This window comes from Actinoplanes hulinensis (assembly GCF_019429605.1).
Classification (GTDB): Bacteria; Actinomycetota; Actinomycetes; order Mycobacteriales; family Micromonosporaceae; genus Actinoplanes; species Actinoplanes campanulatus.
Map to the genome: position 1 here is coordinate 1 of NZ_JAHXZI010000003.1, position 17,067 is coordinate 17,067.

Consider the following 17,067-nt stretch of genomic DNA (forward strand, 5'->3'; position numbering starts at 1 on the left):
CATGGCACCCCTCTGTGTCAAGAGGCGGCGGAGAGGTCTGCTCTAAGGTGGGTTTCGGCGGGTCCGGGTAGTGACTTCTCCGAAGTGTCGATCATGGGGTTGAGGTCGGCCGCGCTGGATTGCAGAGTCGCCCCCACGTGTCCGCCCGGGCCCGTCTCCAGCCGTCTGGCGTCGGCGACCATCCGCTTGTAGACGATGTCGGACAGGCGGCGTTTCAGTGCTCGCATCGCCTCCATCGAGGTCTTCCCGGCAGCGAGTTTGCGCCGGTAATAGCGGCGGCCTTCGGTGTCACGGCGCAGCTGGACGACGGCCATGATGTGCAGGACGCGGTTGATGCGCCGGTTCCCGGCTCGTGACAGCCGGTGGCGGTTCTGGTCGCCGGAGGAGGCGTCCAGCGGTGCGGTGCCGTTCCAGGAGGCGAAGTGGGCGCGGCTGGCGAAGCGGGTGATGTCGCCGATGTCGCCGATCAGCCGGGCGGCGCCGGACGGGCCGATCCCGGTCAGTTCCTGCAGCGTGCTGCCAGTGGAATCGATCAGGTCGGTAAGTTCGGTGTTGGCAATCTTGATCTTCTTGTCGATGACTGTCAGCTCGTGGATCAGCTCGGACGCTAGCCAGCGGCGGGTCTTGCCGACCACGTCCCTCGGCCGGACCGTGTTCAGCAGAGCGCGGGCCTGCTGGGCCGACAGGAACTTCTTCGCTCCGCCGGGGATGAGTTCGAGCAGCAGGTGGTGCAGCCGGGACACGATCTCGGTGCGGCCGCGGCCGAGCTGGTCGCGGCGGTCGACCAGCAGCCGCAACGCGACCGTGGTGTCATCGGCCTGGACCTGCCGCAGACCGGGCGTGCGTAGAGCAGCTACGGCGACGCTGTGAGCGTCGACCGGGTCGGTCTTGCGGCCCTGGCCGGTAGCGAATACCCGTGCTCGCGCGGACAGCTTCGTCGGCACGTCCACGACGGTCTCGCCGTCGGCGAGCAACCGCTGGGCGACGTGCCGGCCGATGCCGTTGCAGCCCTCGACGGCCCAGATCCGATCGCTGTGCTTGCGGCCAGCGGCGAGCATCGCCTTGTAGCCGTCGTGATCAGTGCTGAATCGGTCGCCTGCGAGCACGCGTTCGCGCTGGTCGATGACCTCGATCGTTGCTGATCGCTTGTGCGGGTCCACTCCGATGACGACGTTGGGCATCTGTCTCGTCCTCCCTGCTCCGACCTGGTGTCGGCGGGAGGGCAGCGCTACTTTGAGCTGGGCATACCCCTCTGGAGCCTCTCCGCGCCGCGGTGACCGGCAGGGCGCATGCCAAATGAGAGCCACACCAATTACTTACGGTGGGCAGCCGATGTGAGAGCGTCACCGCCGGTCACCTCGACCATGCCTGGCCGGGCAGCGGTCGTACCACCAGTAGATAAGTAGCCGAGAAGAGCGCGTTCGCCCAGGCAAAAGTAGCGCAGAGAAGCCGTTGCAGTACCTCGAGGCCCTGGCCGGGCGATATCGTCGCCCGATGCATGCGATCGAGATCACCTCGGAGCCGGCAGTCGCGGGGGATCGGAACACCGTGGGTGGCTGGCCGATCCTGGAATCGAAGCAATCCTGGCCGGATTGTTCCTGTGGCAAGCGGATGGTGCTCTTTTTCCAGCTTGACGTCCCGGACGACATCGCCGACTTCGGAGGCGAGCATCTGCTGGTGTTTCAGTGTCCGGTTCACAACGAGGCCTGTTTCGGCCCGGCGCAGCTTCCGGAGCTGTACTGGGAGAAGCCGACGAGCGACTACGAGATGGCGCACTGGCGGATCCTGCGGCACCGCGGCGGCGTCGTTGTTGAGTCAGCGGACGCGTTTTTGCAGCCACGCCGGTTGCTGCTGCGCGACGCCGGCCCGGACGACAAGTGGGCGTTCCGGGTCGGAGGGAAGCCGGCGTGGATTCAGGATGCGGAGGTCTATACCTGTGCCTGCGGCGCGGGCTTGGAGTTTTTGGCCCAGATTCCAGAGAACCTTGGCTTCCCGAAACGGCCCGAGGTGCCGGAGCAGGATGGCGCGTTCAGCGAGGACGAGTACGGCCTGCTCCTGGGAAACATGACCTACCTACTCGCTTGCCCGAATCACTGCGATCCAGCAGCGGCGTGGCCAGTGAATCAGCACTGAATTTCTTTCTCGAAAGGGCTGGTCATCGACGTCCTCTTCTAGCCGCTGTCCGCGCTTGGGCGACCGCCGTCACGACCAGTGGCCGGCAGTGACGGCCTGGCGTCCTGTAGTGCCGATGAGCGGGTGTCAGGAGCGGTAGTCCTCGAACTCCCAGTAGCCCACCTTGCCCAGGCGCCCGCCGATCTCCGACCAGGTGTCGGCCTCTACCTCCTGCACCCTTGCTGTAAGCCAGGCTCGGAGCGCGCGGTCGGGAGGCGGGCTCGGGCTCGCTTGGCGTGGCAAGGTTCAGGACTGTCAGGGCTCGGCGGCTTCCCCAGCGATAGGCGCGAGTGGTCATGCGAGCTATTGCGGTGGACCATGGACGCTGACTTATCCGGCCCTGCGCGGGTTGTCCTGGGCGGTCGGCCAGAAGGTGGCCTGGAACATCAACGGCTTCGCTACTAGCCTCGATGTCCACTTCGAGCTGGTCGACGGCGAACGCCCGCCCGTAATTAAGCCCGGCTCCCGGCTCGGCGCCCGCTACTGCGGCCAGGTTTCCGCGGAGGTGTTCATCACCCCAGCCGTCGGGTCCATGCCAGGGCCGCTGCATCCGATTCTGGCGTGGTGGTCGACCCTGCTGGCTCTGTCGTCGCTGGCTCGCTACGAACCTGCGAACTGGGCCAAGATGATCGACGTCAACGTTTCGCCTCACGCGACAGCAGTAGAGCATTTGCTCGACGACGCCATCGTGCGGATCCCGAGGATGCTGCTGAGCATGCTCACTCACATCGACGACCCCGGTTAGCTCGGAGATCCGCTTCACGCACTGAACATGACGCCGTCGGCGGATCGATAGACCACAATTCGCGTGGCCGACCTGACGGCAGCCCTCTGTCTATAGGTTGCCTCGGATCCGATCGGCAAGGTCGGCCTGGGCGGTCGAGTCGATAGGCAGAACACCGTTCTCGGCCATGACGGCGTGGAACTGCTGCTGTTCGTACGGCACTCCGGGCGGTAGTGGGGCCAGATGCCAGTGCAGATGCGCGTTGCCCTGTTTACTGCCGAGGCTCATCGAGTACATGCGCTCCGTGGGCACGGTGGCCGCGATGGCGCGGGCGACCGTTCGTACGGTGCGCTGAAAGCCGAGGAACTCCTCCTCGGAGAGGTCCTCGTGCCAGTTCTCGACATGTCGCTTCGGAGCGACCACGCAATAGCCGAGCAGAGTAGGAAACCGGGTCAGGAAGGCTATCGAGTCATCATCCTCGTAGACAAGGTGGTGCCGATAGCCGGGATGCCCGGCCAGGTAGGCGCAGACGAAACAGGGACCCTGATGGACACGCCAGGAGTACGCCGCGAAATCGAACGTACCGACTCTTCTCTGATAGCTCACGGTCGCGAAGGGTAGGTCCCACCGTCAACACCGCACCCCGCATCCGAGGATTTGCCGGCGAGAGACTCGCGGCTGGTCGAGCTGCGATCGTTCGTGCCGGTTGTGAGTGCACGTCGGTTCAACTCACATGCCGCGGTCAGCGGCGTCTTCGGTGCGGGGCAGTGTCACGACCTTCACGTCGGTGGGCTGCACCGGGTGCGGGGTGTCCTGCGTGATGAGGACAACCTCATGGCCCTGGCCAGCCGGCGACGTTGACCCAGAAGCTCGCTCAGTCCCTGCACCTACCACACGACAGCCCTCGCACCCGTGCCTTGCACACCGCACTGCTGGCCACGATCCACGCCGCGAAGGGCGATCCCGACGAGGCCTGCCGTTACGGCGACCAGGCCGTCACGCATCTACGCACCGTAGAATCCCGGCGCGTGCGGCGGCACCTCACCGAATTGACCGATCGGCTGAGCCCGCACCGGCGGGTACCGGTCGCCGCCGAATTCTTCGACCACCACCACGGCCTGCTCGTCGTGGCATGAACGGCAGTCGCTCCAGCGGTGGACTACCGTCAATCCGGTGAGTACCTGGATCGAACCGGACCACTGGTATGCGCAGCTCCCCAGCTTCTACGCGACCACCGCGGCGCTGATCACCGAAGCCGGCACCGGCCGGGTGCTGCTGGTGTAACCGAGCTACCGCGACCACTGGGCATTCCCCGGCGGCTACCTCGAATCCGACGAGGACCCGCAGGATGGCTGCGCCCGCGAACTGTACGAGGAACTCGGCCTGCACCTGAAGGTGGGTGCCTTACTCGTGGTCGATTGGGCGCCGCCCGCCGGGCCCCGGCCACGAGCGCTCATCAGCATGGCCTTCGACGCCGACGAGATCCCCCTTCCACAGTGTTGCGGCTGCCCGCCGACGAGTTGTCCGCGTACGCATTCCTCGAACCGGCCGAGGCCGCCGCCCGCCTGCCTGCCGACGCGTCCCGTGTCGAGGCGGCTCCTGCAGCACGCCGTACGGGCAGGGCGGTGTACCTCGCCGCGCGAGAGTAAATGCCTTGTCTTCGAACTCCTTTGCACAGCTCAACCCGCATCAGTGTTGACCTTGCGAGGTGAACCGCGTTCGTTTCGGCATCACCGTGATGCGGAAACGAACGCGGTCGGGATCCATTAGCTCGTCTACAGGGAGAGCGTGCGGACCATGGCGGACGAGACACAGGTTGCGGCGCTGGCACAAGCAGGCATTCGGCGCGGCTGGCCACCTCCACGGCCAGCCGCTGACCTGCGCGAGCTTCGGACGGCCGGCACTTAACCAGGTCGCGGAGATCATTGCGCGCCAGAGCCGTTCCTGACAGACCCCAGCAGGCCGGTCTGGCCAGGTCTTCAACGCTGAGATTCACCGGAAGTGGCCGGCGTGATGGTCATTCCGGCAGGGTGACGGTGTCGCCGTAGAAGTAGAAGTGGTTGATCTGCTGGACGGCCGTCTCGCATCGACATGGTCTTCCCCGGCACGAACGGCACCTTCACTCACCTATCGGCGCAGCTCCCGGGTGACCCGGGCGACGGGTGAACCGACGATCGCGTCCGGGGGCGAGTTGTCGTCGCACGCCGTGGTGGAGAGCGCCGACACCGTGGCCAGTGTGACCCATCGTCGTCGCCTGCTCGTCGTCACACGAGATCCTTTCCGCATTGCCGGAGCCTTCGGGCGGATGATCCGGAGGCTGTGGCCGGACTTCTGCGTGCGGCTCCTACGCTGCTGGCAGAACCGGGCTCGATCGGGTGTCGGCGAGGGCGACGGCTCACTACCGTCGGCGCATGGCAGACGTGACGTACCGACCGCGGCCTCTGTTGCGCACCCTGCTCGGTGAGGTGCTGCGGCGCCGCCGGCTGGAGCAGGAGCGGACCCTTGCCGAGGTCGCCCGGGACGCGTGCGTCTCGGTGCAGTATCTGTCCGAGGTGGAGCGCGGCCGCAAGGAGGCGAGCTCGGAGATCGTGGCCGCTGTCTGCGACTCGCTGGGCATCGGGCTGGCCGACCTGTTGGCCGAGGTGGGGCGTGACCTTACGGCGCATCGCGCCCCGGTTCTCCGGCTGGAGACGGCCCGGCTGCGCCGCGCGGCGCCTGCGCCGCGCGGCTCCCGGTCCGGCGATGTCGTCCTGCTGGCCGCCTGATCAGGCGGCGGTGAGCCGGTAGCCGCGCGGTTCGCGCCGGGTGATGACCCGATCGGCGATGCCGTAGGCGACGGCGTCGGGGGCCGCCAGGGTCATCCGGCGGTCGGTGTCCTCCCGGATTTTGGCGATCGAATGACCGGTGTGCTCGGCCAGGATCTGATCCATCTCGGCCCGGACCTTGGCCACCTCCTTGGCCTCCACGGCGAGGTCCGGCAGCGTGCCCCGGGCGTGGCCGGACGGCTGGTGCAGGGTCACCTTCGCGTGCCGCAGCACCGACCGTTTGCCCGGTGTGCCGGCAGCGAGCAGCGCCGCGGACGCCGACGCGGCCTGGCCGACGCAGGTGGTGGCGATGTCGCATCGTACGAAATGCATGGTGTCGTAGATCGCCGTCAGCGCGCTGAAGGAGCCGCCCGGGGAGTTGATGTAAAGCCCGATCTCCTGTTCCCCGGTCGATTCCAGATGGATCAGCTGGGCGATCACCACATTGGCGACCCCGTCGTCGATCTCGGTGCCGAGGAAGATGATCCGGTCCGACAGCAGCCGGGAGTAGATGTCGAAAGCGCGTTCCCCGCTTGGCGTCTTCTCCACGACGGTCGGGATCGTGTAATGGCTCATGCGTTCAGTCCCATCGGCTGGCGGGTGGTCTCGGGGCGTACGTCGTCGACGCTGTCGAGAACCCGGTCGATGAGGCCGTACTCGAGCGCCTCCTCGGCGGTGAACCAGCGATCACGCCGGCTGTCGCGCTCGACCGTGTCGAACGGCTGCCCGGTGTGCTCGGCGGTCAGGCGCAGCAGCGTCTGACCGAGCCGCTCCAGCTGATTGGCGTAGATCTCCACGTCCGCCGCGGTGCCGCCGAACCCGGCCGAGCCCTGGTGCATCAGGATCTGGGCGTGGGGCAGTGCGTACCGTTTGCCGGGGGTGCCTGCGGTGAGCAGGAACTGCCCCATGCTCCCGGCGAGCCCGAGGGCCAGCGTACTGACGTCGTTGGGGATCAGCCGCATGGTGTCGTAGATCGCCAGTCCGGCGGTGACCGAACCGCCCGGTGAGTTGATGTACAGGTTGATGGTGCTCAGCGGGTTCTCCGCGGACAACAGCAGCAGTTGCCCGCAGATCCGGTTGGCGATCGGGTCGTCGACCTCGGCCCCGAGCACGATGATGCGCTGGTGCAGCAGCTGGACGGACAGTTGGTCGTCGACGGACCCGGTTCCGCCTGGCGTCGCGGCAGTGACTGGATGCATGGCTCTTCTCCTCCGGCTCGGCTCTGCGTGCCGACTCCACCTTCAATGCGATGACGCCCGCCGGCCAAGCCGATCTGCGGTCAGCAGATGAGGTAGAACTGCGCGTTTCGATCATCTGCCGAGTTGGTCGGGCACCCGGGCATGTGCCGCGCCGGAATATCTGGACCGTGGGCGTGGGAGTGTCGTTCGGCCACGGGCCGCACTTGGTGCCATGCCGCGCCGGCACGATGGGCGGCACGGTCACGCGGACGGGGTGGTGCGGGCCTTCGGCAGGCGTACGCGGAAGGGGTGTTGCACAAAACTCTACCTAGGTAGATATTTGAGCCATGGTTCGCGACCGACGTCCCTCACCGCAGACCACGGCCGTGCTCACCGCGCTCGCCGCGTCCGGCGAGGACTGGAGCCACGGCTACGACCTGTGCCGCAACCTCGGCCTGAAAGCCGGCACCGTCTACCCGATCCTCATTCGCCTCACCGAGCGCGGGCTGGTGGAGACATCCTGGGAGACCGACCCGCCGCGCGGCCGGCCGGCCCGTCATCTCTATCGGCTCAGCACCGCCGGCGCTGAATTCGCCCGAACCGCCGCCGCGACGGCTCGCACCGAGCGGAGCGCACCCGCCTCAGGCGCGACCCGGCTCGCGCCCAGGACCACCTGACAGCACGACCTCGGCGTTCGGAGGCCCCGATGCTCGAAACCCTCTTCCTTGTGGTGGTGATGCCGCTGCCGCTGCTTGCGCTCATGGTGCTCGTTGTCGAACTGGGTGGCGCCGTGCGCGCGGATGGATTGCGCGGGCTCGCCGCCCGCATCGGCGCCGCGCTGCGTGCCGGCGTCCGGCGCCCCGTGTGGCGAGGGCTGCTCGCCGTCGTTGTCGTGGCCGGCCTGCTGACCGCAGGTCTGGAGCAGTGTCACCTCGCCGTGGTGGCCAACGGATCGCGGTGGGGCTTCGACGTGGCGCTGCTGGCCGTCGTGCTCGGCCTGCTTCTCTCGGTCCTGACCGGAGGGCTCGTCATGCTGACAGCAGCCGCCGTGGGCAAGGCTCGCGGAGTCGGGGCGGGCACCGTCGCCGGGCTGCTCACGCTGCTGGGTGTCGCGGCCGGCACCGCGGCCGCGCACCTCCCGCTGCGCGCGGCTTACCTGGCTGATCCGAGCGGGTTCCCCGTGGTGGACAACCTCGGCGCAGGCGACCTGCTGATCCCGGCCGATGCATTCCTCGTCGCGCTGCTCTGGGCTCTACCCTGGCCCGTCCTCGGGGCCGCGCTCGGCGCCTGCCGTGTCGCCACACAGACCCCAGCGCCGGTACGCGACGTCTGGCATCACCTGCTGAACCTGGCGACGACCGACCTGCCGGAAGACCGGGCCACGTGGGGTGCCGCGCTGCGGGCCGAACTCGCGTCGATCGACCCGCGGGCCGAGCGCCGCAGGTTCGCCCTCGGGGGTGTGTGGGCCGCGCTGCGCTCCGGCCCGCCGCAGGGCGCCTGGGTGCTGGCCGCCGGGGTAGGGGTGGTCGTGGCGGCCGGATCGTTCGCCGCATCGCGCTGGTCGCTGGCGCACGAGCAAGGCGGCATCCTCGGCTTCTCGATGTCCGTCCCGACGATCCTGCTGTTCGCTGTCGCGCTTTTCACGGCGTACCGCACCCGCTCCTTCGGCGCGGCGCTGCGCGCTTCGGCGCTGGCCGGAGCGGCCGCCATGGTTGCCGTGATCGGCATCGGCATCCCCGAGGCGGTGATCTGGGCGAACCGGCGGGCCGGTTATCTCAGCACGGGCGACGCCGTGCCGCCGGACTGGCAGTCTGCGGTCGGTGACGTGCTGCGCCCGGAGTTCCTCGTCGCCATGGCCGTCTTCTGGATCATCGGCGCGACCGGTGGCGCGGCCGTGGGCACGGCGTTCGGACGGCTGCGCACCGGAACCTCGGCCGGCTCACCGCCGGCGGCACCCGCCGCTGACCACAAAGCACGATGAAGTCTTCTCCCCGTCACGGGCGAGACGACAGTTGGACACGAACCACTCTCGAGCAGCTGACCGCGCTGAGGCGGGCTCACCACAGACGCACGCCGAAGTTCGGAAAAGCGTTCCTTTCGTACGAAGCGGACCGGCGCGCCAACGCCGTACACCCGGTTACCGCCCTGCAGTCGGAATACTCGATCTGGACCCTGCGCACACCCGCCGACCTGGACAAGCTCGACGACAGCGACTTCCGCAAGAACCACCCGCGCTTCACCGGCGAGAACTTCCAGCGCAACCTGCGCATCGCCGACCAGACGGGCGCGACCCCGGCCCAAGTGGCCCTGGCCTGGGTCCTCGCTCAAGGCAACGACATCGTCCCGATCCCCGGCACCAAACGGGTCAGCCGCGCCGAGGAAAACACCGCCGCCGACGCCGTCAAGCTCACGTCCGAGCAGGTCGCCGCGCTGACCGCACTACCTCCGGCGGAGGGCGGCCACCACACCGACGACCAGATGAACCTGATCGAACGCTGAATTCGCCACACCTCGTGTAGCCGCCGTCCGTGCTCGCGGGCGGCGGCACGCGCCGTCAAGCCAACCATCTCATCCGTCTGGAGTAAACGATGAGCACCACCGGAGAGCCCTCGACCGCCCGTCTATTCAACCGTCCCCCGTTCCGCCGCCGAAACGACGGTGAACGGGGCAGAGCCTCGCTTTCTGTGGTCGCTCGGAGGAGCGGTCGCCGGGCTGGTGCGGGCCATCGTGGAGTGCTGACCGGTGGCGTGTTCGGGGTTGCTGAGTAGTGGGGCGAACGCCCGGCGGTACTGCTGTGGTGGCACGCCGACGTGGATGCTGAAGTGGCGGCGCAGGTTGGCCGCTGAGCCCAGCCCGCACCGCTCACTGATGGCATCGATCGGCAAGCCCGTAGTCTCCAGCAGAACCTGCGCGTGGGCGAGGCGCTGATGCAGTAGCCACTGCAGCGGCGTCGTGCCGGTCGCGGCCTGCACCCGCCGGAAGAAGGTACGCGGGCTGAGTCTGGCTCGGCGGGCCAACCCTTCGACGGTGTGCGGCCGGTCGAGATGGGCGGTTGCCCACTGCAGGACGCCGCCGATGCCATCGTGGTCACGGGCCGGCACCGCGCGGTCGATGAACTGCGCCTGCCCGCCGGGGCGGTGCGCCGGTACGACGAGCCGGCGGGCCAGCTGATTGGCGACGTGCGCGCCGAAGTCGGTGCGCACCACGTGCAGGCACAGGTCAAGCCCGGCGGTCATGCCGGCGCTGGTGAGCACCGGACCGTCGTCGACGTACAGCACCGCGTCGTCGACGGTCACTTGCGGGAACCGGTCGGCGAGGATCGCGGTGTGCGCCCAGTGGGCGGTCGCGCGCCGTCCGTTGAGCAGGCCGGCCTCGGCGAGGGCGAACGCGCCGGTGCACAGCGACATGAGCCGAACCCCGGCAGCCGCGGCGCGCCGCAACGTGTCCAACAGCTTGTCGTCGAAGTCCTGGGCACCCGTCACGCAGGCTTCGGGAACCGCGGTGACGATGGCCAGGTCCGCCTCGAGGATCTCGCTGAGCCGGTGCGACGAGGTGAGGCTCACCCCGTTGCGCGGCTCCGACGTCTGGTCGCTGCCGGGGCACAGGCGCAGGTCGTACCAGGGGTCGGCGAGGTCGGGCTGGGCGACGCCGAACACTGCGGAGGCGATGGCGACCTCGTACATGTCCCAGGGGTGCATGTCGGTGTGGTCGACGACCACGACCGCGACGGAGGGGGCTGTCATGTCGGCCATGGTGGCACGAATTTTGCGGATGACGTCGGTGCTGCCACTCGTGAGCGGGGGCGCCGATTGGCAGCATCGGTTCCGGCGTTGCCGACATCGACAAAGGAGCATGATGGGTACGTACACGGGGAAGAAGGCTGTGGTCATCGGCGGGACCCACGGCATGGGCCGCGCCGTGGTGGACGCTCTGCTGGCCGGCGGGGCGCAGGTGTTGCTGACCGGCCGGACCGAGGTTGCGGTGCAGCCGGGTGTACATGCCGTGCGGTCCGATGTGACCAGCACGCGGGACATCGACGCGTTGGGGGAGACGGTCGCCGCCCGCTTCGGGTCCTTCGACTTTCTGCACGTCAACGTGGGTGTCGCCGAGGTTCAGCCGTTCGAGCAGGTGACCGCGGCCACCTACGACCGAATGTTCGACGTCAACGCCCGGGGTGTGTTCTTCACCGTGCAGCGGCTGGCGCCGATGATCCGCGACGGCGGGTCGATCGTGTTCACCACGGCGGTGACCAACGGTCTTGGTTCGCCGACGATGAGCGTGTACTCCGGGACCAAGGCGGCCGTGCGGGCGTTCGCGAAGGTGCTGGCCGCGGAACTTCTGCCGCGCGGGGTCCGGGTGAACACGGTCGCGCCGGGGTTCATCGACACGCCGACGATGGGGTTCGCGGGTGCGGGGGCTGAGGAGCGTGCGGCGCTGATGAAGGTCGGCGACCAGATCACGCCGATGCGTCGGCACGGCACGGTGCAGGAAATCGCCCAGGCGGTGCTGTTCCTCGGCTTCGCGGCGACCTTCACAACCGGCGTCGAGCTGCCTGTCGACGGCGGTCTCGGCCACGTCGAGACTGGGCTCTCCTGACCTCCTGAGGTCGAGGCCTCTCTGATGTCCACATAGCCGTCTTGCGGACATGCCGAGTGCGAGCAGTCGCAGCACGTCGTGGAACTCCGGCTTCGGCGCCCGGTACCGCGCGGCGGCCTGCCAGACCGTCTCGCAGTACGCGGCGGTGAGCGCCCGGATCGCCGGATCGTGGACGATCATGATGCTGGGCGGCGGGTCCTCGCCCCAGGCCACCGGCAGCGCGCACAGCACCTCGGGGTCGGAGTAGAGCCAGCTCTCCACCCGGCGGGCCAGCCGGACGCGCAGGCCCGCCCGGATCAGCACGTCGATCACGGCCCGGTCGTCGTCGGTCACCACGGCCGCGGCGGGCAGCACGGCGCGGGCGTGCCGCATGCCCTCGGGGTACGGGCCGACGACGTCGGCGAGGCTCGGGATGATCACGTCGCGCAGGACGTCGAGCGACGGGTAGAGGTTGATCGGGGCGCGCGGCGGGGTCTGCGCGGCGTGCCGGGCCCGGATCAACTCGTCGAGCGGGCCGTCGTCGAGACCGAGGGAGGGTAGGTCGGAACGGCGGGCAGGACGGGCCTGCAGGAGGGAAACCAGCAGGCGCAGGGCCGGTTCGGTCACAGCGTCGGTACTTCAGCCGTTCCCGCCCCGGCGCGCGAGAGTCACCGCGCACGGCCCACGCACCCGGATCACGCCGGCGGTCGACGTCCTCTACTGCCGCGGACCGAATGCCTCGGCTGATCGGGCAGCGAGCCGGGACCGGTGCTCCCGGTTGATGGCGATCAGCTCATCGAGCGCGTCGCGGGCCTGGGCGAGTTCTTCGATGTGTTGCGTGATGCGGTCCCGTTCCTGGTGCAACTGCGTCCAGGCGGCGTCGGCGTTCTGGGCGGTCGGCGAGTCGACGCACGGCAGCAGTTCGGCGATCGTGCGGCTGGCGAGCCCTGCGGCGTACAGCCGCTGGATGAACCGCACCCGGCCGACCTCCTTGTCGGTGTACTGGCGTTGGCCGCCCGGGCTGCGGGTGCTGACGAGCAGCCCTTGCTCCTCGTAGTAGCGCAGGGAACGCACGCTCACCCCGGCCCGCGCCGCGAGATCACCGATCCGCATGCCGGCCTCCTCGCTGTGATCTGCTTCGCAAACCTTGCATCTGACGTCAATGTCAGGTCTTAGCGTAGCGGCGCGTCCGGTCGGCGGGCGCCATGCTCCTGGAAGGCAGTGCGTGATGACGACCCTGTTCGACCGGTACCAACTCGGCGAAATGGTTCTGCCGAACCGCGTGGTGATGGCCCCGCTGACCCGGGTCCGGGCCGCCGCGGGCGGTCTGGCGACGCCGTCGATGGCGACCTACTACGCCCAGCGGGCCACCGCGGGACTCATCGTGACCGAGGGCGTGCAGCCCAGCATCGTGGGGCAGTCGAACCCCGGCACCCCGGGCCTGCACACCGATGAGCAGGCCAAGTCGTGGCAGCAGGTCACCGACGCGGTGCACGTCAACGGCGGGCGTGTCTTCGCCCAGCTCATGCACGGCGGCCGGGTGTCGCATCCGGAGACGATCGGCATGCAGCCGGTCGGCCCGTCGGCCGTCCCGGCAGCCGGTGAACTCTTCACCCCGACCGGCCGCAAACCCGCGCCGGTGCCCCGGGCGCTGGACACCGCCGAGGTGCCCGAACACGCACGCTCCTACGCCGGCGCGGCCCGGTACGCGGTCGACGCCGGCTTCGACGGTGTGGAACTGCACGGCGCGAACGGCTACCTGATCTCGCAGTTCCTCTCCAGCACGGCCAACGTGCGTACCGACCGCTACGGCGGATCGATCACGAACCGGATCCGGTTCGCCGTCGAAGCGGTGACCGCGACGGTCGAGGCGGTGGGCGGCCACCGTACCGGGATCCGGCTCTCACCGGGAGCCGGCATCTGGGGCGCCACGGAGACCGACGTGCCCGAGATGTACGCCGCGCTGCTCGCCGAACTGGCACCGCTCGGACTGGCATACGTCCACCTGGAACTCACCACCGCCGAGGAGGTGCTGGTCGGGCTGCGCCGCGCCTGGCCCGGCAGTCTCATCGTCAACCCGGCGTTCCCGATGGGCCCGAAGAAGGCGGACGGAGCGGCCGCGCAGCGGTGGCTGGAGCGGGGTGCCGACCTGATCAGCTTCGGTCGCGCCTTCATCGCCAACCCCGACCTCGTGGAACGGCTGCGGCAGAATCTCCCGCTCGCCGACGACGACCAGGCGACCTGGTACGCGGGCGGCGACCAGGGCTACCTCACCTATCCCGCATACCGGCACGAGGCCTGACCGCCCTCACCTTCCAGCGCCGCCGGTCAGGCTGGTGGCGGTGGCGTACGCCGTGTCGTGTGCCCTCCGCCTGTCGCCGGGGCGCACCCCCGGTGCGGCAGACGCCACGCCGACACCATTAGAAACGTTGAACCAGGGGGCGCCGGGCGTCAGGATCGGGGTGCGGGAGGACCGATGCCGGATGTGTACGACGATGGGGTCGCGAACTGCCTGCGGCTTCTGCGCCAGGCGATGGCGCGGAACGACCGCGCCGCTGTGGCCACGGCCGTCGATGGACTTCGCTTCGTCACGGTCCGTGCCGGGAGTTCTCACCCGCATCGGGGCATCTTCCTGACCAATGTCAGCAGTGGGCTGGTTCTGCGTTACCGGTTGTCGCAGGACGTCTCGGATCTCGATGAGGCGATCGGTGCGGGGCTGGGCGCATTGGCGACGAACGCCGTTCCGGAGCCGCAACGTGGCGCGCTCGTGGCGCAACTCAACCGGGTCCAGACTCAACGGATCGAGCTGCACGGACTGCCGGACGACCTGACCGGCGCGGTGCGCGTGTTCCGGGCTGCCGTCGACGGCGTACGAGACCCGGCCACACACCTCGCACGTTATCTCGTCGCCAAGGCACTGATCATCCAGCACGAGCAGACCGGCCCGGACAGTCGCGGCCTGGACGATGCGATCGACCTGATGGACGGCATCGTGGCGGCGACCGGCGCCGACGAGATGATCCGCGTGGCGGCCCTCACCGGTTCGACAAACGGCCGTCGGATGCGGTTCGAAACCCGCGGCGACCGTGCCGATCTGAGCCGGGCCATCGAGACCGCGCGCGAGGCAGCACATGCGAGAGGGCAGACCGCCGAGAACCAGGTGACTGGGCTCAGCAACCTCAGCACCATCCTGCGGCTGAACGCGCTGTACGGAGCAGAGGCCGACATCACGGAAGCGGTCGACGCCGGCCGCCGGGCCGCGGCACTGTCACCCGACCCGTCGAGAAGGGTGGAGGTGATCGCCAATCTCGGCATCGTCCTGCGCACCCACTTCGAACTCCGGGCCGACGCCGCGTCGTTGAACGAAGCGATCAAGCTCCTGCGGGGTGCGGACCGGACGGCACCGCCGGACCATTCGGACCGGCCGAGATGGCTGTGTCACCTGGCCATCGCCCTGCTGCAACGCTTCCTCCAACTGGGCGAACCGGCCGATCTGGACGACGCGATCGGCTGCGGCGACGACGCGCTCGCGAAGGGGCCGGAGGGTCATCACGATCGCCTCGCCATGCTCGATCTCCTGAGCTGTGCGTACCTCGTCAGGTTCCGCGACTCGGGCGTCCCCGGGGATCTCGGCGAGTCGGTCCGCCGGGCGACCGAGGCAGTCGACAGCAGCCCGCGGAATCATCCGCAGCGCCCCGGCTACGTCGGCAACCTGTCGATCGTGGCGCGTTCACAGTTCACCGTGACCCGCCACCGGCCGGATCTGGACACCGCCATCCGGTACGGGCGCGAGGCCTACGCGACCATCCGGCCCGGACATGCCGCCCGGCCGGCAGTCCTGGTCAACCTCTGTGAAGGACTGCTGGCGCGCTTCGACGACACGCTCCATGGACCTGACATCGACGAATCGGTCCAGGTCGGCGAGGAGGCCGTCCGGATCACCGCGCGGGATCACCCGTCTCGGGCGGGGGCTCTGGACAGTCTGGCCTCCGCTCGGCAGCGGCGGTTCCGGCACCGTGCGGCCCGGGCGGATGCCGACCGCGCGTGCGAGGCCTGGGACGAGGCCGCCGGCTCGCCGACGGGCAACGCACGCACCCGGATCCTTGCCGCGTACGAAGCCGCCGAACTGTGCGCCTCGTCGGACTGGCGCTCGTGGCCGCAGGTGCTCACACGGTTCGCCAGCGCAGTGCACCTGCTCCCGCTCCTCGGCTGGCGTGGCGTCAGCCGGGCCGGGCAGGACCGGGCGCTCGCCGCCTGGCCGTCGGTGGGCCGTGACGCCGCTGCCTGCGCTGTCCTGGTAGCGGATCCGGCGCGCAGCGTGGCGCTGCTGGAGCAGGGACGTACCGTCCGATGGACGCAGCTGCTGGAGTTGCGTACCGATCTGGACGCTCTGAGCCGGACCGTCCCGCGGGTCGCGTCCCGGCTCGATGAGATCCGCAGGGAATTGGACCGGCCACCCGTTCAGGTCCCTCAGGGCCACTGATACGCCCGAAACCCATCGCGCCGGCCGTCCACCCGTCCTGTGAAGGCGGCGCGCCGGGCCCACGGCCGGCCCTCAGGCCGACTCTCGCACGATCACCTTCGTGGGCAGGATGAACGGTTCCGGCTGCGCGCCGTCGAGCAGTTCGATCAGCATGCGGGCGGCCTCGCGGCCCAGAGCCTGCACCGGCTGATGGATCGTGGTCAGTGTCGGATCGGTGTGCGACGCGATCGGCAGATCGTCGAAACCGATCACGGCGACGTCGTCGGGAACCGTGCGGCCGGCGTCGCGCAACACCCACAGCGCGCCCGCCGCCATGTTGTCGTTCGCCGCGAGCACGGCGTCGAGGTCCGGGTGCTCGTTCAGCAGCGTGCGCATCGCCGCGGCGCCGCCGGCCTCCATGAAATCCCCGGGCGCGGTGGCGTACGGCCGGAGTCCCGCCAGCATCAGCGCCTCGGCATAGCCGCGCCGGCGCTCCCGGCCGACCGCGGTGTCGTCCGGTCCGGTGATCATGGCGATGCGGCGGCGCCCGGCGCGTAGCAGGTACTCGGTGGCCGCCCGTGCCCCGCCCGCGTTGTCGGCCTCGACGTAGAACGGTGGCGTTCCGTGCATCGGCAGCCCGATGAAGACGGTGGGCAGTCCTGATCGCGCGGCGATGTCGATCAGCGGATCGTCACCGCGCAGCGCCACCAGCATCACCCCGTCGGCTCCCCGGGTCTGCAGGAAGCTCTCCAGCCGCCGCTGGCCGTGACCGGTCGTGGCCAGGCTGAGCACCAGGTGCAGGTCGGTCTTCTCCAGCGCGGTGGACGCGCCCATCATGATCTGGCCGAAGAACGGATCCGCGAACACTCCCGGCCCGTCGCCGGAAACCGCGAGCACCACCACACCGGTCTGGCGAGTCGCCAGGGCGCGCGCGGCCCGATTCGGCGTGAACCCGAGGTCCCGGATCGCCTGCTCCACCGCGTCGCGTTTCGCGCGGCTCACATTCGGCCCGTTGTTGATCACTCGGGACGCCACCGTGCGCGACACCCGGGCCCGTTCGGCGACTTCGTCGAGCGTCGGCGGACGCGACGGGACCGGCGACGACATACACGGCCCCCTCCGCTCGAAATCATCACCAGGCTAGCGGGTCTT

19 protein-coding genes and 2 pseudogenes are annotated in these 17,067 nt (G+C 69.1%); 12 read left to right on the forward strand and 9 right to left on the reverse strand.

Features of this window, described 5'->3' with window-relative positions:
• Window positions 1-17: 17 nt before the first annotated feature.
• Complete coding sequence (locus tag KZ829_RS06365; protein ID WP_220142910.1) at window positions 18-1,181, reverse strand: IS110 family RNA-guided transposase; 1,164 nt, start codon at window positions 1,179-1,181, stop codon at window positions 18-20.
• A 313-nt stretch (window positions 1,182-1,494) separates the two neighbouring features.
• On the opposite strand from KZ829_RS06365, the gene KZ829_RS06370 reads away from it, so the two are divergent.
• Window positions 1,495-2,133, forward strand: a complete 639-nt coding sequence (locus tag KZ829_RS06370; RefSeq protein WP_220142911.1) for a hypothetical protein — start codon at window positions 1,495-1,497, stop codon at window positions 2,131-2,133.
• Between the two features lie 126 nt (window positions 2,134-2,259).
• Here the strand turns inward: KZ829_RS06370 and KZ829_RS42725 are convergent, their stop codons facing one another.
• Window positions 2,260-2,415, reverse strand: coding sequence for an Imm8 family immunity protein (locus KZ829_RS42725; RefSeq protein WP_246635207.1), 156 nt, complete (start codon window positions 2,413-2,415; stop codon window positions 2,260-2,262).
• 106 nt (window positions 2,416-2,521) lie between these two features.
• Between KZ829_RS42725 and KZ829_RS06380 the strand changes: the two genes are divergently transcribed.
• Entirely contained in the window at window positions 2,522-2,917 is a 396-nt protein-coding gene (locus KZ829_RS06380; protein WP_220142913.1) for a YaaC family protein, read from the forward strand.
• Between the two features lie 90 nt (window positions 2,918-3,007).
• Here KZ829_RS06380 and KZ829_RS06385 read toward each other — a convergent pair whose 3' ends face one another.
• Window positions 3,008-3,502 (reverse strand): HIT family protein, encoded by a 495-nt coding sequence (locus KZ829_RS06385; protein WP_220142914.1) that lies wholly within the window; start codon window positions 3,500-3,502, stop codon window positions 3,008-3,010.
• Window positions 3,503-3,750: 248 nt separating this feature from the next.
• Between KZ829_RS06385 and KZ829_RS06390 the strand changes: the two are divergent.
• Both KZ829_RS06390 and KZ829_RS06395 read left to right on the forward strand, forming a co-directional pair.
• Window positions 3,751-4,032: pseudogene (locus KZ829_RS06390) on the forward strand (NsdA family TPR-like regulatory protein); the annotation flags it as partial.
• A 172-nt stretch (window positions 4,033-4,204) separates the two neighbouring features.
• Window positions 4,205-4,666, forward strand: a pseudogene (locus KZ829_RS06395) (NUDIX domain-containing protein); the annotation flags it as partial.
• Between the two features lie 357 nt (window positions 4,667-5,023).
• On the opposite strand, the gene KZ829_RS06400 reads toward KZ829_RS06395, so the two are convergent.
• Window positions 5,024-5,164 carry a hypothetical protein gene (locus tag KZ829_RS06400; RefSeq protein ID WP_220142916.1) on the reverse strand — a complete coding sequence of 47 codons (141 nt, stop codon included), beginning with the start codon at window positions 5,162-5,164 and terminating at the stop codon, window positions 5,024-5,026.
• Between the two features lie 143 nt (window positions 5,165-5,307).
• Here KZ829_RS06400 and KZ829_RS06405 point away from each other — a divergent pair, with 143 nt between their 5' ends.
• Window positions 5,308-5,661, forward strand: a complete 354-nt coding sequence (locus tag KZ829_RS06405; RefSeq protein ID WP_220142917.1) for a helix-turn-helix domain-containing protein — start codon at window positions 5,308-5,310, stop codon at window positions 5,659-5,661.
• Here KZ829_RS06405 and KZ829_RS06410 read toward each other — a convergent pair whose 3' ends face one another.
• Together KZ829_RS06410 and KZ829_RS06415 are read right to left on the reverse strand one after the other, a co-directional pair.
• Window positions 5,662-6,276, reverse strand: coding sequence for a ClpP family protease (locus tag KZ829_RS06410; protein WP_220142918.1), 615 nt, complete (start codon window positions 6,274-6,276; stop codon window positions 5,662-5,664). It lies immediately after the preceding gene.
• Window positions 6,273-6,899: a ClpP family protease gene (locus tag KZ829_RS06415; RefSeq protein ID WP_220142919.1), complete on the reverse strand. Its 627-nt coding sequence runs from the start codon at window positions 6,897-6,899 to the stop codon at window positions 6,273-6,275. Before KZ829_RS06415 ends, KZ829_RS06410 begins: the two co-directional genes overlap by 4 nt.
• 326 nt (window positions 6,900-7,225) lie before the next feature.
• Here KZ829_RS06415 and KZ829_RS06420 point away from each other — a divergent pair, with 326 nt between their 5' ends.
• The 3 genes from KZ829_RS06420 to KZ829_RS06430 are packed head-to-tail and all read left to right on the forward strand — an operon-like array spanning window position 7,226 to window position 9,377.
• Window positions 7,226-7,555: a PadR family transcriptional regulator gene (locus KZ829_RS06420; protein WP_220142920.1), complete on the forward strand. Its 330-nt coding sequence runs from the start codon at window positions 7,226-7,228 to the stop codon at window positions 7,553-7,555.
• Window positions 7,556-7,584: 29 nt separating this feature from the next.
• Window positions 7,585-8,859 (forward strand): hypothetical protein, encoded by a 1,275-nt coding sequence (locus KZ829_RS06425; protein ID WP_220142921.1) that lies wholly within the window; start codon window positions 7,585-7,587, stop codon window positions 8,857-8,859.
• Window positions 8,856-9,377 (forward strand): aldo/keto reductase, encoded by a 522-nt coding sequence (locus KZ829_RS06430; RefSeq protein ID WP_246635208.1) that lies wholly within the window; start codon window positions 8,856-8,858, stop codon window positions 9,375-9,377. Before KZ829_RS06425 ends, KZ829_RS06430 begins: the two co-directional genes overlap by 4 nt.
• A gap of 122 nt (window positions 9,378-9,499) precedes the next feature.
• Here the strand turns inward: KZ829_RS06430 and KZ829_RS06435 are convergent, their stop codons facing one another.
• Window positions 9,500-10,621 (reverse strand): GlxA family transcriptional regulator, encoded by a 1,122-nt coding sequence (locus tag KZ829_RS06435; protein WP_220142922.1) that lies wholly within the window; start codon window positions 10,619-10,621, stop codon window positions 9,500-9,502.
• On the opposite strand from KZ829_RS06435, the gene KZ829_RS06440 reads away from it, so the two are divergent.
• Both KZ829_RS06440 and KZ829_RS06445 read left to right on the forward strand, forming a co-directional pair.
• Entirely contained in the window at window positions 10,620-11,474 is an 855-nt protein-coding gene (locus KZ829_RS06440) for an SDR family NAD(P)-dependent oxidoreductase (RefSeq protein ID WP_246635209.1), read from the forward strand. The two genes, KZ829_RS06435 and KZ829_RS06440, sit on opposite strands and share 2 nt — an antisense overlap.
• 49 nt (window positions 11,475-11,523) lie before the next feature.
• The gene (locus KZ829_RS06445) at window positions 11,524-11,721 is read left to right on the forward strand and encodes a hypothetical protein (RefSeq protein ID WP_220142923.1); all 198 of its coding nucleotides are present in this window, start codon (window positions 11,524-11,526) and stop codon (window positions 11,719-11,721) included.
• Window positions 11,722-12,170: 449 nt separating this feature from the next.
• Here KZ829_RS06445 and KZ829_RS06450 read toward each other — a convergent pair whose 3' ends face one another.
• Entirely contained in the window at window positions 12,171-12,566 is a 396-nt protein-coding gene (locus KZ829_RS06450; RefSeq protein WP_220142924.1) for a MerR family transcriptional regulator, read from the reverse strand.
• Between the two features lie 115 nt (window positions 12,567-12,681).
• On the opposite strand from KZ829_RS06450, the gene KZ829_RS06455 reads away from it, so the two are divergent.
• Window positions 12,682-13,755, forward strand: coding sequence for an alkene reductase (locus KZ829_RS06455; protein ID WP_220142925.1), 1,074 nt, complete (start codon window positions 12,682-12,684; stop codon window positions 13,753-13,755).
• Window positions 13,756-13,812: 57 nt separating this feature from the next.
• The gene (locus tag KZ829_RS06460) at window positions 13,813-15,936 is read left to right on the forward strand and encodes a tetratricopeptide repeat-containing protein (protein ID WP_220142926.1); all 2,124 of its coding nucleotides are present in this window, start codon (window positions 13,813-13,815) and stop codon (window positions 15,934-15,936) included.
• Window positions 15,937-16,008: 72 nt separating this feature from the next.
• Here KZ829_RS06460 and KZ829_RS06465 read toward each other — a convergent pair whose 3' ends face one another.
• Window positions 16,009-17,022 carry a LacI family DNA-binding transcriptional regulator gene (locus KZ829_RS06465; protein WP_220142927.1) on the reverse strand — a complete coding sequence of 338 codons (1,014 nt, stop codon included), beginning with the start codon at window positions 17,020-17,022 and terminating at the stop codon, window positions 16,009-16,011.
• Between the last annotated feature and the right edge of the window lie 45 nt (window positions 17,023-17,067).

Excerpts from the sequence above, each read along its gene's own strand:
- KZ829_RS06365 (WP_220142910.1), bottom strand. The coding sequence starts at position 1,181 with ATGCCCAACGTCGTCATCGGAGTGGACCCGCACAAGCGATCAGCAACG.
- KZ829_RS06370 (WP_220142911.1), top strand. The coding sequence starts at position 1,495 with ATGCATGCGATCGAGATCACCTCGGAGCCGGCAGTCGCGGGGGATCGG.
- KZ829_RS06405 (WP_220142917.1), top strand. The coding sequence starts at position 5,308 with ATGGCAGACGTGACGTACCGACCGCGGCCTCTGTTGCGCACCCTGCTC.
- KZ829_RS06410 (WP_220142918.1), bottom strand. The coding sequence starts at position 6,276 with ATGAGCCATTACACGATCCCGACCGTCGTGGAGAAGACGCCAAGCGGG.
- KZ829_RS06415 (WP_220142919.1), bottom strand. The coding sequence starts at position 6,899 with ATGCATCCAGTCACTGCCGCGACGCCAGGCGGAACCGGGTCCGTCGAC.
- KZ829_RS06420 (WP_220142920.1), top strand. The coding sequence starts at position 7,226 with ATGGTTCGCGACCGACGTCCCTCACCGCAGACCACGGCCGTGCTCACC.
- KZ829_RS06425 (WP_220142921.1), top strand. The coding sequence starts at position 7,585 with ATGCTCGAAACCCTCTTCCTTGTGGTGGTGATGCCGCTGCCGCTGCTT.
- KZ829_RS06430 (WP_246635208.1), top strand. The coding sequence starts at position 8,856 with ATGAAGTCTTCTCCCCGTCACGGGCGAGACGACAGTTGGACACGAACC.
- KZ829_RS06440 (WP_246635209.1), top strand. The coding sequence starts at position 10,620 with ATGTCGGCCATGGTGGCACGAATTTTGCGGATGACGTCGGTGCTGCCA.
- KZ829_RS06435 (WP_220142922.1), bottom strand. The coding sequence starts at position 10,621 with ATGACAGCCCCCTCCGTCGCGGTCGTGGTCGTCGACCACACCGACATG.
- KZ829_RS06445 (WP_220142923.1), top strand. The coding sequence starts at position 11,524 with ATGCCGAGTGCGAGCAGTCGCAGCACGTCGTGGAACTCCGGCTTCGGC.
- KZ829_RS06450 (WP_220142924.1), bottom strand. The coding sequence starts at position 12,566 with ATGCGGATCGGTGATCTCGCGGCGCGGGCCGGGGTGAGCGTGCGTTCC.
- KZ829_RS06455 (WP_220142925.1), top strand. The coding sequence starts at position 12,682 with ATGACGACCCTGTTCGACCGGTACCAACTCGGCGAAATGGTTCTGCCG.
- KZ829_RS06465 (WP_220142927.1), bottom strand. The coding sequence starts at position 17,022 with ATGTCGTCGCCGGTCCCGTCGCGTCCGCCGACGCTCGACGAAGTCGCC.